The 14,290-nt window shown below is 75.1% G+C and carries 14 protein-coding genes; 3 read left to right on the forward strand and 11 right to left on the reverse strand.

Features of this window, described 5'->3' with window-relative positions; genetic code table 11:
• Positions 1-75: 75 nt before the first annotated feature.
• Both AB0H37_RS39760 and AB0H37_RS39765 read left to right on the forward strand, forming a co-directional pair.
• Positions 76-1,134 carry an NYN domain-containing protein gene (locus tag AB0H37_RS39760; protein WP_329085589.1) on the forward strand — a complete coding sequence of 353 codons (1,059 nt, stop codon included), beginning with the start codon at positions 76-78 and terminating at the stop codon, positions 1,132-1,134.
• A gap of 105 nt (positions 1,135-1,239) precedes the next feature.
• Positions 1,240-2,457: a hypothetical protein gene (locus AB0H37_RS39765; protein ID WP_360617803.1), complete on the forward strand. Its 1,218-nt coding sequence runs from the start codon at positions 1,240-1,242 to the stop codon at positions 2,455-2,457.
• A gap of 10 nt (positions 2,458-2,467) precedes the next feature.
• On the opposite strand, the gene AB0H37_RS39770 is transcribed toward AB0H37_RS39765, so the two are convergent.
• The 11 genes from AB0H37_RS39770 to AB0H37_RS39820 form a co-directional block, all read right to left on the reverse strand.
• Positions 2,468-5,524, reverse strand: coding sequence for a BTAD domain-containing putative transcriptional regulator (locus AB0H37_RS39770; RefSeq protein WP_360617805.1), 3,057 nt, complete (start codon positions 5,522-5,524; stop codon positions 2,468-2,470).
• A gap of 64 nt (positions 5,525-5,588) precedes the next feature.
• The gene (locus AB0H37_RS39775) at positions 5,589-6,056 is read right to left on the reverse strand and encodes a TadE family protein (protein WP_229810744.1); all 468 of its coding nucleotides are present in this window, start codon (positions 6,054-6,056) and stop codon (positions 5,589-5,591) included.
• Entirely contained in the window at positions 6,053-6,511 is a 459-nt protein-coding gene (locus AB0H37_RS39780; RefSeq protein ID WP_360617806.1) for a TadE family protein, read from the reverse strand. Before AB0H37_RS39780 ends, AB0H37_RS39775 begins: the two co-directional genes overlap by 4 nt.
• Complete coding sequence (locus AB0H37_RS39785; protein WP_229810746.1) at positions 6,511-6,900, reverse strand: TadE family protein; 390 nt, start codon at positions 6,898-6,900, stop codon at positions 6,511-6,513. The genes AB0H37_RS39780 and AB0H37_RS39785 overlap by 1 nt, the downstream gene beginning before the upstream one ends.
• Positions 6,901-6,953: 53 nt before the next feature.
• Positions 6,954-7,175, reverse strand: a complete 222-nt coding sequence (locus AB0H37_RS39790) for a hypothetical protein (RefSeq protein WP_089314798.1) — start codon at positions 7,173-7,175, stop codon at positions 6,954-6,956.
• A 40-nt stretch (positions 7,176-7,215) separates the two neighbouring features.
• Positions 7,216-8,133 (reverse strand): type II secretion system F family protein, encoded by a 918-nt coding sequence (locus AB0H37_RS39795; RefSeq protein ID WP_179837536.1) that lies wholly within the window; start codon positions 8,131-8,133, stop codon positions 7,216-7,218.
• Complete coding sequence (locus AB0H37_RS39800; protein ID WP_360617808.1) at positions 8,130-9,068, reverse strand: type II secretion system F family protein; 939 nt, start codon at positions 9,066-9,068, stop codon at positions 8,130-8,132. Before AB0H37_RS39800 ends, AB0H37_RS39795 begins: the two co-directional genes overlap by 4 nt.
• Before the next feature lie 19 nt (positions 9,069-9,087).
• A complete protein-coding gene (locus AB0H37_RS39805) occupies positions 9,088-10,389 on the reverse strand; it encodes an ATPase, T2SS/T4P/T4SS family (protein WP_329085576.1) in 1,302 nt (433 codons plus the stop codon).
• The gene (locus tag AB0H37_RS39810) at positions 10,390-11,364 is read right to left on the reverse strand and encodes a hypothetical protein (protein WP_360617810.1); all 975 of its coding nucleotides are present in this window, start codon (positions 11,362-11,364) and stop codon (positions 10,390-10,392) included. It lies immediately after the preceding gene.
• 2 nt (positions 11,365-11,366) lie between these two features.
• Positions 11,367-12,215, reverse strand: coding sequence for a hypothetical protein (locus tag AB0H37_RS39815; protein ID WP_329085572.1), 849 nt, complete (start codon positions 12,213-12,215; stop codon positions 11,367-11,369).
• A gap of 225 nt (positions 12,216-12,440) precedes the next feature.
• The gene (locus tag AB0H37_RS39820; RefSeq protein WP_360617812.1) at positions 12,441-13,142 is read right to left on the reverse strand and encodes a TetR/AcrR family transcriptional regulator; all 702 of its coding nucleotides are present in this window, start codon (positions 13,140-13,142) and stop codon (positions 12,441-12,443) included.
• A gap of 179 nt (positions 13,143-13,321) precedes the next feature.
• Between AB0H37_RS39820 and AB0H37_RS39825 the strand changes: the two genes are divergently transcribed.
• A complete protein-coding gene (locus tag AB0H37_RS39825) occupies positions 13,322-14,266 on the forward strand; it encodes an NAD-dependent epimerase/dehydratase family protein (protein WP_360617813.1) in 945 nt (314 codons plus the stop codon).
• Positions 14,267-14,290 lie beyond the last annotated feature (24 nt).

Genomic DNA, 14,290 nt, shown 5'->3' on the forward strand with positions numbered 1-14,290 from the left:
TCGCCGGGGCGCCCCGCGACATGTAACCGTGGTTCGCACCCGGCGGGGCGCTCCGCACGAATAGGGTGGAAGGCCATGGCCACCTCGGAGTACGTCCCACAGCCCGCGCGATACGCGATCTTCGTCGACGCGGGATACCTCTACGCGGCCTCCGGGGCCCTGCTGCTCGGCTGTGGTTCGCGGCGTGAGTACCGGGTCGCCGCCGAGAAGCTGATCAAGGCGCTCACCGACCACGCCGACGAGCAGCGGCGCGGCGAACTGCTCCGGGTGTACTGGTTCGACGCCGCGCCGAAGCGCCAGCCGACCGTCGACCAGCGCGTGATCGCCAACCTGCCGCTGGTGAAGCTGCGCCTCGGCAACCTGAACGCGCAGGGACAGCAGAAGGGCGTTGACGCCCAGCTGCGCGCCGACCTGGAGGCCCTGGCCCGGCACCGCGCGATCACCGACGCGGTGCTGCTGGCCGGCGACGAGGACATGCTGCCCGCCGTGGAGGCCGCGCAGCGCTACGGCGTCCGCGTGCACCTGTGGGGCGTGGAGCCGACGCACGGCTCCAACCAGGCCGAGTGGCTGGTGTGGGAGTCCGACACGGTCGAGGTGCTGCCCGCCGAGTTCCTGCGCCCGTACTTCACCAAGGCCAAGGTGCTGCCGGCGCCCGCGCCCGGCTCCGCCGCCGCGGTCCGCGACGCCGCGGCCGCCGCGCAGCGCTCCAGCCCCGTCCCGTCGCCGTCGCAGGTGTTCGCGGGACGCCCCCCGGCGGTCAAGCCGACGCCCGCGGCGGCCCGCGCGGCCGTCCCGGTGCCGGGCGCCGTCACGCCCGCCACGGTGGCCGCGTCGCTGAACTCCGCCACGGCGGCGCCGTCCGACGGCAAGCTCGGCCCCGACCGCGACCACATGCTGGAGATCGGCGAGCACGTCGCCCAGAAGTGGATCTTCGAGCGGGGCCGGGACAACATCCGCGACCTGCTGCCCGGCCCGATCCTGCCGCCCGTCATCGACAAGGAGCTGCTGATCGAGGCGGAGAAGGAGCTCGGCGGCTCGCTGCGCCCCTACCAGGAGGCCCGCACCTGGCTGCGGGACGGCTTCTGGGAGCGCGTCTACCGCGAGTTCGGCATAGGCATCGGCAAGTCCGACTAGCCGATACCGCGTTACCGCCGCCGCGGGGAACGCGTTTGGCAATGAGCCGGATACCGAGCGTCGTCCCTAGGTAAGGTCCCCGCCGTGACAGGGGGAGACCTTCGCATGCAACCTCACCAGGGACGATCACGGGCCGTCGCGCTGCCGCTCGCCGCGGTCCTCGCGCTGACCGGCCTGGCCGGATGCGAGTCGCCCGTCCCCTTCTACCGGCCTGGGGAGGGCACCCCGGACGGCCCGGTCGTCGGGCTCGGCGGGCCGGCGCCCTACCTGCCGGCGCACCCGGGCGGCACCGCTCCGCGCGCGTCCGAGGCGGCGCCGCCGGGCGGGGTGCCCGTCGCGCCCGCGGGCGGACGCGTCTACGCCGCCACCGGCCCCGGGATGCTCGCGCCGACGGCGCGCGGACTGCCGCCGCGGCTGTACGTGCCGAACGGCCCTTACATCGACGTCCTCGACCCCGCCGGGCTCCGGCTCGTCGGCCGGTTCCACACCGGGGCGACGGCGGCGGGGGTGGCGCCGTCGTGGGATCTGCGGCGGCTGTGGGCCACCGACCGCGTGAACGGCCTGCTCGTCCCGCTCGGGCCGCGCAGCGGGAGGCGGGGCCGCGCGGTCGGGGTCACCGCGCCGACCAGGCTCTACTTCTCCCCCGACGGGCGCGACGCGCTGGTCCTGGCGCGCCGTCCGGACCGGATCGACCTGCGCGACCCGCGCACCATGGCGCCGCGGGCGTCGGCGCCCCTGCCGTGCGCGGCCGGCCACGCCGACTTCACCCCGGACGGCGCGTCCCTGGTGGCCACGTGCACCGCCGCCGGCCTGCTCGCCCGCGTCGACCTGGCGGGCCGCGCCGTCACCGGCACGGTCCGGCTGCCGGACGGGGCCCGGCCCGGCGACCTGCGGCTCTCCCCCGACGGGTCCGCCTTCTACGTCGCGGACGCCCGCCGCGGCGGAGTGTGGCTGGTGGACGCCCGCCGGTTCGCCCTGGTGGGGTTCGTCCGGACGGGGCACGGCGCGCGGGGCCTGGCGATCAGCAGGGACGCGCACCGGCTCTTCGTCGTGGGCGGCGGCGCCGTCACCACCGTCGAGTTCGGGTCGCGGCGGGTCACGGCCCGCTGGCCGCTGCCCGGCGGCGGATCACCGGCGCCGGGCGGGGTGTCCTCGGACGGGACGGCGCTGTGGCTCGCCGACCCCGCCGGGCTCGTCTACGCCGTCTCGACCCGGACCGGGCGGGTCGTCCAGTCCGTCCGGGTCGGCGGGCGCCCGGCGGGGCTGTGCGTGCATCCGCAGCCCGGCCGTTACTCGCTGGGCGGCACCGGCCTGTACCGCTAGCGCGGACCGGCTAGCGCGAACCGACGTGGTGCCAGTCGGGGAGCAGCTCCTCGACGAGCGCCTCCGTCTCCGGCTGGAGCCCGTCGAACAGCGGATCCCGGCCGACGCGGCCGCGCAGCTCGTCCACGGCCACCTGGACCTGCGCGACGTCGCCGGTCGCGTGGGTGGCGCGGAGCAGGTCGCGCCACAGGCCCTCGTCCTCGGGGGCGAGCCGCAGCCCGGCGCGGGCCGCGCTCACCGCGCCGCGCGGGTCGCCCTCCTCCAGCCGCAGCACGACGAGGCGGTGCGCGACGTCGATGACCCGCGCGGGCGCCTCGAACTCCAGGTCGTGGTCGGCGAGCCAGGCGTACCGCCCGCGCGGCCGGTCGGCGAGGAGCGGGCCGCGGACGAGGTCCAGCGCGTAGGCCATGTAGGCGGTCTCGGACGCGGGCTCGGCCGCGGACCGCCAGATCAGCCAGCGGAACACGTTCAGGTCGACGCGCACCTCGGAGCCGAGCCGGATCCGGCCGCGGTCGTCGTAGTACAGGTTGGGACGGCCGCGGGCGTCGCGGCCGAGCCAGTCCGACACGCGGGCCACGCACGCGTCGCGGACCCCGGTGCTGACGCCGCGCGGCCAGACCGCGCCGGACAGCACCGTCGGGTGGACGCCCTCCGGGTGCGCCGCGAGGTACACCAGCAGCTCCGTGCACAGCTCGCGGCGGGACTCGTCCATCGGCCCCGGCGCCTCGACCTCGATCGGGCCGAGCAGCCGGACCTCCACCGACGACTGCTGCGCGGTCGGCGGCTCCTCGCCTCCGGCGAGGCCGGGCAGCTCCACCGGCTCCAGCCGCGCGGCCGTCCGGAACAGCTCGAACACGCCGCGGTAGTCGTCGTCGCCGACGAGCTGCGCCTCGACGTCGAAGCCGAGCACGCCCGCCTGCAGGCGGCCGGCGGCGTCGGCGTCCCACGTCCACGTGGCGCCCTGCACGTCCCCGGGGACGAGGTAGCCGGCGGCCATCCGGGTGCCGGTTCGGGCCAGCGCGACGAGCCGGTCCGCCTCCCGCTCCGGAGGCTGGTCAGCCATGATCAGGTAGTGCGGCATCCACGCCTCGCCGAACACGCCGCGGCAGCGCCCGGTGAGCACCGAGTCGACGCCGGACGCGGCGAGCGCCTGCCGCACCTCCTCGCTGCGCCCCTCCAGCTCGGGCAGCGCGTCCTCCAGCGTCGGGACGGACCGGACGCGGTCCGGGGCGATCTCCGCCAGGCCCTCGCCGAGCTCGGCGTCGAACCCGACGAGCGTGATCCGCATGTGGTCGGACCAGCGGTTGGTGGCCAGCTCCAGCGCGACCGCCGACAGCACGGCGCGGCGGATGTCCTCGGGCCCGCGCAGCGCGATCAGCCCGTGCGCGGCCTCCAGGTCGACGAGGATGCGGCCGTTGTCGTTGGTGCCGATCGAGACCAGGCCGGGGTAGGGGGCGAGGACGTCGACGAGGTCGGAGGCCTCCAGGCCCGGCAGCGCGTCGGCGCTCAGCCGCCACACCTGCCCGTCGTCGAACGCCTGCCAGGGCGCAGGCGGGTTCCGGTCGGCGGGCGCGATCCACAGGTCGAGGCTGCCGTGTCCGAGGTGCACCCCGTAGATGGTCGGCAGGGCGCGCCCGCCCGCCGCCATCGACTTGGACATGTGCCGCAGCCCGAGGTCGAGCAGCCGCGCCGCGTCGTCGTCGGCGCCGATCCGCAGCGCGCGCTCCGCCTCGGCGGCCGCCCCCTCCGGCCGGACGATCATGTGCCCGAACGCGCGGTTCCACATCTGGGTGCGGCGCCGCCGGCCGAGCGCGCCGAGCAGCCCGGCGGCGAGCAGCGACGCCGCCGCGAGGCCGTGCGGCCAGCTCACGTCGAACGTGCCGCCGGTCTCGCCCGTGGGCCTTTCCGCCCCGCCGTCGTGCGCGGGCGGCTGCGCGGTCTCTGATTTCTCCGGCGCGGGCGTCTCCGGCACGGGCGTCTTCGGCTCGGTGTGCTGCGGCGCCGGGGTCTGCGGGGCCGACGGCCGCGGGACGGCCGGCGGAGCCTGGGAGGCGGGCGGCTGCGTCGGCGGCGCCTCGTGCGTGGGCGGCTGATGCGTGGGCGGCGCCTGATGGGACGGCGGCGCCTGCTGCGGCGGTGCCTGCTGCGGCGGTGCCTGCTGCGGCGGTGGCGTCTGCTGCGCCGGCGGGGTGGGCTTCGGCGCCGTGGGCGGGGCCGGGCTCGGCCTGGCGGGCGCGTCGGGGACGGCGTGCCCGTGCTTGAAGTAGTCGTGGAGGTCCTTGGTGGGGATGACCTGCGCGTGCTTGGCGTCCGCGGGCATCTCCAGGATCCAGCCGGGACGGATCAGGCTCGCGATCGTCAGCCGCGTCCCGTCCGGCTGGATGTGGCCCTTGTTGAGGGAGTAGATCTCGTTGTACCGGCGGCCCTCGCCGAGGCACTTCTCGGCGATCTCCCACAGGGACTCGTGGTGCCGGCCCTCCGGCGGGTGCACCCGGTAGATCTTGGTGGTGGCCGCCTTCTCCGCCGGATGCGCGGCGAGGTTCTCGGCGGCCGGGGCGGCGGCGGGACGCTCCGGCGCCTCGGGGATGTGGTGGAACTCCTGCGACTGCGGCTGCATCTGCACGACGGGCGGGCGCTGGGACAGCCCGCCGCCGGAGAGCGCCGGCATGATCGCTGTGGTGGCGGTGAACAGCAGCAGCGCGGCCACGACGAGCCGGTGCACGAGCGACTGCGTCCCGCCCGCGAGCGGCACCCGGGCAGGGACGCCGACGCCGCGGATCCCCGCGTACACCTCGACGACCACGCACGCCGCGAGCTGGATCCAGGCGAGCCACACCAGCACCACGAGGATCGCGATGAGCGAGCCCGGTCCCACTTTGTGCGTGAGGTCGGACGCCGACGGCACGTGGTCCGGCAGCGGCGAACCGAAGATCGTCAGCAGCGCGAACGGGACGCCGGCCATCAGCGCGGCGAGCAGGACGAGCGCCCCGATCCCGGCCAGTACGTCGCCCGCGCTGCGCTGCCTTCTCACCCGGACGGGTGTCCTGCGCCCCTGCTGCGTCACCATCGCGCCCCTGCCGTTCTCCGGTCCCTGGACGTCGTCCTCATGGTAGATCTGTTCTCGCTGATGCTCACGGGTTGATTCCTCCCGGTCCGCCCGTAACGGGGCGGGCGGTCGCGCTGGAGGTCAGCTGGAACTCGCCGAAACCCGGAATGATCCCGAGCAGCTGGGGCCGTACGCTGATCCGCACGCTGACGGCGACCTCCTGCTCGTCGGCGTCGCACTGCGACCCGGTCACCTGGTCGCTGTAGGAGGCGAGCAGGTCGCACGCCGCCGCGCGGGCCCTGCCCGGGTCGAGGACGGGTTCGCCGGTCTGGCGCAGCACGTCGGTGTCGATCTGGTTCGCCCCGGCGCGGGCGGCCTGCTCGGCCATGTCCGCGGCGCGCTGCCGGGCGTGGATGGCGAGGCCGCCGTCCACGAGGAGCCCGGCCAGCAGGATGACGACCGGGGTGAACAGCACCGTGTACATCGCGATCGTGCCCCGGTCACGGCCGTCGCCGGCGGCCCGCGCCCCCGGCGCGGTGCGTGGGCCCGTCATGGCGCGTCCTCCGGCTGCTCGCCGTCGGTCCCGCGGAAGGTGAAGGTGTCGACGGGCGCGATCGCGTGGCCCTGGAGCCGCTTGCTGCCGGGCAGCCCGATGAACGCGAGGTCGCCGAGGTCGACGTCGCAGGTGATGGTGACGCCGACGCTGCCGCCCGGCCCCCAGCGGGACACGTCGGTCTGCACGGAGGGACCGCCCGAGCACCAGGCGGTGCCGCGCAGCCCGGCGGACGCCGTTTCGGCGGCGAGGCTCTGCGCGGCTCCCGCGCTGCGGGCGATGGACGCGGCGCGGGCGGCGTCGCGGGCCGCGCCGTCCACCTGGCTCTTGGCGTCCACCATCCGCCCGGCGCCCGCGAGGAACAGCAGGAACGCGACGAAGATGGGCGTGACGAGGACCATCTCCAGGGACATGGAACCGCCGTCGGCGGCGGGACGCGGCACGCGGACCCTCATCAGCCGGCCCCCCGCTGGCAGGCCGTCCCGGAACCGACGTCGGGACGGAAGCACTCGATCGGGCCCTGCGAGCGCTGCGACACGTGGAACCTCATGAACGGGACGACCTGGACGGCCTCGCCGCTGACCTCGACCCAGCGCTCGTCGTTCTCCTCCCCCGCCCGGACCTGGAGCCCGCCGAGCAGGTTCGGCCCGATCTCGCGCACGCTGCCGGACGCCTTCGCGGTCGCCGCGCCCTCCCAGCCGCCGCCGACCGGGGACGTGCGCGCGACGCGGGCGCCCGACTGCGCCGCCGCGAGGGCGACGTGCCGCGCGTGGAAGACCATGGCGAACTGCACCGCGGCGAGCATCATCAGGATGAGGACCGGAGTGAGCAGCGCCCACTCCATCGACGAAGCACCCGCGTCGGAGGAGACGCCGGGTTCCCTGGGCCGCACCGCGGTCAGCCCGTGTTGATGCTGTTGGCCTTGTCCTGGATCTTCTTCTGGATCACCGCCCCGATCGTGATCGCGATCAGCGCGAGGATCGCGGTGATGATCGCCCATTCGATCGCGGACGCACCGCGGCACCGCTCCTCCTCGTCTCGCAATCGCGCCAGCCGGGTGCCGAGCAGGGCGCGCAAGTAGACGACGGCCGGGTCGTTCAGGGGATTGAGCGGACTCATCGTGACACCTCCAGAGTGGTTCGGCGGGGACGGATCGCGGTCATGAGGCGAGCACCCGCATCAGGGCCGGATAGGCGAGGAAGATCAGGAAGCCGGCGCACAGGAACAGCTGCGCGATGAGCATCGACTGGGAGCGCTCGCCCGCCTTGCCCTCCAGGTCCGACAGCTCGCGGCTGCGCATCGACGCGGCGCGGGCGGCGAGGGACTTGCGGATCTGGGCCCCGTCGTCGGACACCAGCGCGAGCGCGCCGGCGAGGTCGCGCAGCTCGGCGATGTCGACCTCCTCGCCCAGCCCGCCGAGCGCCTGCCAGGGGGTCTGGCCGGTGATGCGGGCGTTGGACAGGGCGTCGCGGATGCGGTGCATGGCCCAGCCCTCGCCGACGTTCGAGGCGGTCATCAGCGCCTCGGGGACGCCGCGGCCGCCCGCGAGGTTCATCGAGACCAGGTCGAGGAACGCGCCGACGACATGCCGGAAGTCCTGCCGGCGCGACTGCGCCTCCTGCCGGAGCTGCATGTCGGGGAAGAAGAAGAACAGGGCGGCGAACAGCACGCAGATCCACACCGGGACGGCGACGGACGAGCCGAGCCCGAGCAGCGTGAAGTAGGCGACGATCAGCGGGATGAACAGCAGCGCCGCGGCGGGCAGCAGGAACTTCGTGGCGAGGAACGCCTCCAGCGACCGCTCGGTGATCGCCAGGTCGGCGCGGACCGACCGCAGCCGCCAGCCGCGCGCCTCGCAGACCCGCGCCAGCTCCCGTCCGATCTTCGCCCGCGTCCCGCCGACCCGCTCCAGCGTCGGCGAGGCCGTCCCGGCCCGCTGCTCCTCCAGGTCGCGGCGGCGGGCGGCGTCGAGCGCGGCCATCCGCGCGGCGAGGCCCGGACGCGACGGGAACAGCGCCCGGACGAGCACGTACAGGCCGAAGCCGACGACGGCGCCGGCGATCATCGCGCCGTTCACGTCGCGCCACCGCCCTCGGCGGTCCGGCCCTGCCAGCCCGCGACGGTGCTCGGCACCTCGCCCGGCACGCCGGGCTGGGCGGCCCCGCGCGGCTCGCTGAGGAACCGTCCGGGCATCTCGTACCGCGACAGGCGGCGCAGCCACAGGAACGCGGCGCCGTACAGGGCGACGACGATGCACAGGACAAGCTGCCCGAGCACGTCGTCGTACGGCTCCACGTAGGAGTGGTTGAACACGGCGAGCGCCAGGGCCGTCCCGACGGAGACGGCGACGACGATCCGGACGCTGCGCCGGGTCGCGCGGCGATCGGCCTCCACGCGGCGCCGCATGTCCAGCTCGGCGCGGGCCGAGTTCGCGAGGGCGCCGAGCATGTCGCGCAGCCCGGGGCCGCGCAGCTTGGCGTTCAGGATGAGGGCGGCGATCACCAGGTCGGCGGACGGGTCGTCCAGGTCGTCGGCGAACCGGCGCAGCGCCTCCGGCATCGGGACGCGGGTGTGCAGCCGGTCGACGAGGTTGCGCAGCGGCTGCTGGAGGGCGGGCGCGGCGGCGCGCTGCGAGGCGGGGATGGCCTGCTCCAGCCCGACGGCGCCGGCGATGGTGTCGCGGAGCGACTCCGTCCACGCGGCGAGGGCCTCCAGCCGCGCCATGCCCCTGCGCTCTTCGGCGGCGCCGCCCGCCAGGCCGTTCCAGGCGAGGACGAGCGCGCCGGTGCCGGCGGCGGCGATCGGCCAGCGCGTCACGATCAGCACGACGGTGCCGACGATGACGGCCACGGCGGTACGGGTGGTGAGGGTGCGGATCAGGTCCTCGCGACTGCGGCCGCGGGCGGGGCCGCGGCGCGGCGGCAGCCCGCGCAGCGCGACGATCAGCAGCAGCAGGCCGCCGCCGACCGCGGCGCCGGTGACGACGGCGAGCATCACGTCCGGCGCGAACATCACCCACCACCCCCGCGCGTCACCAGGCACCCCCGGCGGCCGGGTCGTAGCCGTGGTCGACGAGGTCGGCGATGCACGCGATCGGGGCCGCGGGCACGGCGTATCCGGCCGGCCCGAGCGCGAAGATCTCCGAGGACAGCACGCGCCCGTCCACGCCGGTGACCTCCCGGACGCTGGCCACGTAGCGGCGCAGCCGGCCGCCGGAGGCGTACTCGTTGCGCTTCTCGATGAACACGACGAAGTCGATCGCGCCCGCGATCAGCATGTGGGTCGCCTCGACCGGCAGCCGCTCCTCCGCCTGGATCGCGTACGTGGCGACGCGGTTGAACACCTCCGCCGAGGAGTTGGCGTGGATCGTCGACAGCGACCCGTCGTTGCCCTGCGTCATCGCGTTCAGCATCGTGACGATCTCGTCGCCGAGCACCTCACCGACGATCACCCGGGACGGGTTCATCCGCAGCGACCGGCGGACCAGCTCGGCCATCGAGATCGCGCCCTGGCCCTCGGAGTTCGGCAGCCGCTGCTCGAACGCGACGCAGTTCGGGTGCAGCTCGGGGAACGCGTCGAGGCCGAGTTCGAGGGCGCGCTCGACGGTGATCAGCCGCTCGTGCGGCGGGATCTCGTTGGCGACGGCGCGCAGCAGCGTCGTCTTCCCCGCGTTGGTCGCGCCCGCGATCATGATGTTCTTGCGGGCGTGCACCGCGGCGCGGAAGAAGTGCCCGACCTCCTGCGTGATCGTGCCGTTGCCGACCAGGTCGGCGAGGAACACCTTGCCGAGGCGGGCGCGGCGGATCGACAGCGCGGGCCGGACGGTCACGTCCATCACCGCCGACAGCCGCGAGCCGTCCGGGAGGCGCAGGTCCAGCTGCGGGTTCGCGGTGTCGAACGGGCGCGAGGACAGCCCGCTGTAGGCGGCGAGGATCTGGATCAGCTCGACCAGTTCCTCGTCGCTCTCGGCGACGGGCTCGCCCATCGCCTCGCGGCCGTCGGCGTAGCCGAGGAACACGCGGTCGCAGCCGTTGATGTCGATGTTCTCGACCTCGGGGTCCTCCAGCAGAGGCTGGAGGCGGCCGACGCCGAACAGGGCCGCGTGCACGCCGGCGGCGAGGGCCTCCTCCTCTTCGGCGTTCGGCGGCCGGCGCCCCGAGGTGATCTCGCCGCGCGCGTACTCCTCCAGCACCTGGCCGATCAGGGCGCGGGCGAACTGGCGCTCGTCCTCGCCGGACATCGGCGGCAGCCCGTTGGCGGCGTCCAGCCTGCGCTGCCGGGCCAGCCGGTCGCCGACCTCCTGGCGGAGACGTTTGACCAGAGCGTGGTCCATCTAGCGCCTCCCCTCCTCGGGCCCGCCGCCCGCGGGCACGTGGGGCGCCTGCTGCGGGGGTGGCTGCGGTCCCGGTGGCGGTGACTGCTCGGGACGTCCCGGCGGGGACGGGACGGCCTTCCCCGCGGGCGGCGCCCCCGGGTGCCCGGCAGGGGGCATGGCGGAGGGCGCGGCGGGCAGGCGCCCGGTCAGGTCGGCGGCGACCTCGCGCGCCGACCGGATGAGCAGCGAGCGGTCCAGCCGTCCGCCCCAGCTGCCGGACAGCAGGTCGGCGCCCTTCGGGTCGAGGGCCAGGCCGCCGAGGACGGTGACGTCCGGGGGCGGGGGCCCCTGCGCGGCGTCGGAGGCGCGGCCGCGCACGCCCGCGAGGATCCGGTCGACCTCGGCGATGGAGCCGCGGAAGTCGCGGGGGTCGGCGAGCACCAGCACGCCGACGGGCGGCCCGCCGCGCAGCTCCGCGGTCAGCGCGGCGACGCGCTCGCGCAGGTGGGCGACCTGCTCCAGGGTGGCCCTGGTGAGCAGGACGACGAGGTCGGCCTCGTGCATCAGGTCGACCAGCGGGTTGGCCGCGCCGAGCCGCCCGCAGTCGGCGATCACGTCGACGGGGGCGAGGCCGGCGAACGCCCGGCCGAGCGGCCCCCACAGCCACGTCATCGCCTGCGCCTGCTCGGCGTTGGTGACGCCGACGAGCACGTCGAGGCCGCCGACGAGCCGCTGGCAGTGCTCGGCGACCTGGTCGGGGCGCAGCCCGCGGCGGGCCGTGGCGGCGAGGCTGAGCAGCCCGCGCGAGGGGTTGAGCGTGCCGCCGTCGGCGTCGCCGTCGGGCTGGGCGGAGGGCAGCCGGTAGACCAGGTCGCCGCCCGCCTGGTCGCACTCGGCGACCAGCACGGGACGCGGCCACACGGCGCCGAGCGCGACCGCCGCGGTCGTGACGCCCGGCGCCCCCTTGTCGGCCGCGAGCGCGATGAGTGCCACCGTCAGTTACCGCCGCCCGTGCCTGGGCCCGGGGTGCCGGTTCCGGGGACGGGCTGGACGCCGGGGCCGCCGCCGTCCGGCCCCTCGGGCGCCGCGGGCGGCACCGAGACGTTCGTACCGGGCGGGATCAGCGCGAGCGCGACCGTCCCGGCCGAGGCCGCCTGCGTCACCCGCGCCGCGTCCGCCGGGAGCACGGCGACGTCGACGCTCGTCTGCTCCGAGCGCAGCCGCGTCGGGCCGCCGTCGTCCCCGCCGCCGACGTTCAGCACGACCGCGTCCCGCGCGAGGACGGTCCCGGCGCGCGGCCCGCCGCCCGTCCCGCCGCCGACCGCGAACAGGGTGACGTGCGCGCCGCGCGAGACGTCGCCGGAGGGCATCTGGCCCGGCTTGAGCGCGAGCCCGACGACGAGCCGCCCGCTGGCGGGCGCGTCGGCCGGGCTGATCATGGAGTTGGTCAGCAGCGCGCCCTTGACCAGCGGGACGGCCGCGAAGTACCGGCTCACCTTCGCCCGCTCGGTCCACTTGAGGTACTGGATGCCGGTGTCGCCGATCTGCACCTCTTCGAGGGCGCTCGCCGGGATCCGCTGCCCGGCCGCGACCGGCTGGGCGATCCGGATCGCCGACACCCGCTCGCCGCTGGCCATCACGAGGTAGGCGCTGGCGAGGGCGCCGCCGAGGATCAGCAGCACCGCGAGCGCGGCGAGCGCCGGTTTGCGCTCGCGCGACGACGCGGGGAGCCGCTGCCCGCCCGAGGTGCCGAGCCCCGACCGTCCGAGTCCCGTCCCACCGGACGAGCCCGCCGTGCCGCCGCCGGAGATGGTCGACTGGTTGGCCTTCATCGCGCTGCCCACGCGCTCCTTCCCGCCCTGACGCGCCCCGTCCCACCGGAGTCCGCGTCTTCGAGCGATCCATGCTCGCGGGGGTGGAGAGGCCGCGTCAATGGATTCGCGGGAGCCAAGCGCCTCCATATCCGAGCAGACGGCGATGACCTGCGAATTCACGGATCACATGCCTACTTACCACCAGTCACATCTGTCACTGACCCCCGGCCCGGACGGTCCGGAAGCCCCGCCGGGTCACGGCTCCAGGCCGACGAGGCGTGCGAGCAGGGTCATCGTGTGGTCGAAATAGGCGGCCCGTTCCTCGATCACGTTGTTGTACTGGCCGAACAATTCGAAGCTGACGGTCCCGTACAAAGCGGCCCACGCGGTGAACGCCCGCGCCATGACGTCGTCGGGGACGTCCATGGGGAGCATCGCGCGTGCGCGGGCCATGTCCTCGGCGATGGCGGGCGGGGGCGGCGGGCAGGGCCCGGCGGGGTCGAGCGCGCCGGCCGCGTGCGCCTCGGAGACGATCCGGGACATCACGACTGTGTCGCGCAACGCGGCGGGGACGGTGTCCTCCGGGGCCTTGTAGCCGGGCACCGGCGACCCGTAGAGCAGCGCGTACTCGTGCGGGTGCGCGAGGGCCCACTCCCGGACGGCCCTGCACACGGCGAGCCAGCGTCCGCCGTGGCGTTCCGCTCCGGCCTTCGCGTCGGCGCGCTCGACGGCCTCGCCGACCGCGTTGTATCCGTCGATGATCAGCGCGGTCAGCAGGTCGTCGCGGCTCGGGAAGTACCGGTAGATCGCCGACGACACCATGCCCATCTCGCGGGCGACCGCGCGCAGCGACAGCCCCGCGGCGCCCTCGGTGGCGAGCTGCCGCCTCGCGATCTCGGTGATCTCCCGGACCAGCTCCGCCCGGACCCGTTCGCGCGCCGTCTGCCCCGCGCCCATGCCCACCTCCTCGGGGACGGTCTCCCGCCGCCCCCTCGCTCTGCCCGTCTCCCCGGAGGCTAGCAGAGCGCCGCGCTCATCCAAGAGCGGCGAGCTGTCGCGAGAGCACTGCTCTTGACAACACCGCTCTCTATGGAGAGCATTGCTCTCGTAACGGAGCACTGAATCGCAAGGAGAGCATGATGGGCAAGCACGTGATCGTCGGAGCCGGGCAGGTCGGGACGCACCTCGCCGAACTGCTGACCGGGCGGGGGCTCGACGTGGCCGTCGTGACGCGGTCCGGGTCGGGCCCGGACGGGGTCGAGCGGATCGCGGCGGACGTCGCCGACCGGGAGCGCCTCACCCGGATCGCCAAGGGGGCCGACGCGCTCTACAACTGCGTCAACCCGCAGTACCACCGGTGGGCGCAGGACTGGCCGCCGATGGCCGCGTCCTTCCTCGGGGCCGCCGAGGACACCGGGGCCGTCCTCGTGACGCTGAGCTGCCTGTACGGGTACGGGCCGGTGGACGGGCCGATGACCGAGGACCTGCCCCTCGCCGCGACCGGCACCAAGGGGCGGGTGCGGGCGAAGATGTGGAAGGACGCCCTCGCCGCGCACGAGGCGGGCCGCGCCAGGGTCACCGAGCTGCGCGGATCCGACTACTACGGGCCGCGCAGCACCGACCAGGCGTACATCGGCGAGTCGCGGTTCGTGAAGCCGCTGCTGGCGGGCAGGCGCGTCCCGTACTTCAGCGACCCGTCCGTCCCGCACGCGTGGACGTACCTGCCGGACGTCGCGGAGGCCCTCGCCATCGCCGGGACGGACGAGCGCGCCTGGGGACGGCCCTGGCACGTCCCCACCGGCCCGGCGGTGTCCACGGTCGAGGTCGGCGAGCGGCTGTGCGAGATCGCGGGGGCGCCGGCGCCGCGCATCCGCGAGGTGCCCCGCGCGGTCTTCCACGCGGCCGGGTACCTCTCGCCGATGCTCCGGGAGTTGCGGGAGACCCGGTACCAGTTCGACAAGCCCTACATCCTGGACTCTTCGGCGTTCGAGTCGACTTTCGGGATGGCTCCGACGCCGCTGGACGACGCCCTGAAGACGGTCGTGTCGGCTTCCCGGATGGCGGAGGGGGCGGGTAATTAAGCTAGGCCCGGTTGTCCCGAGGAC

Source organism: Actinomadura sp. NPDC023710 (genome assembly GCF_040639875.1).
GTDB lineage: Bacteria > Actinomycetota > Actinomycetes > Streptosporangiales > Streptosporangiaceae > Spirillospora > Spirillospora citrea.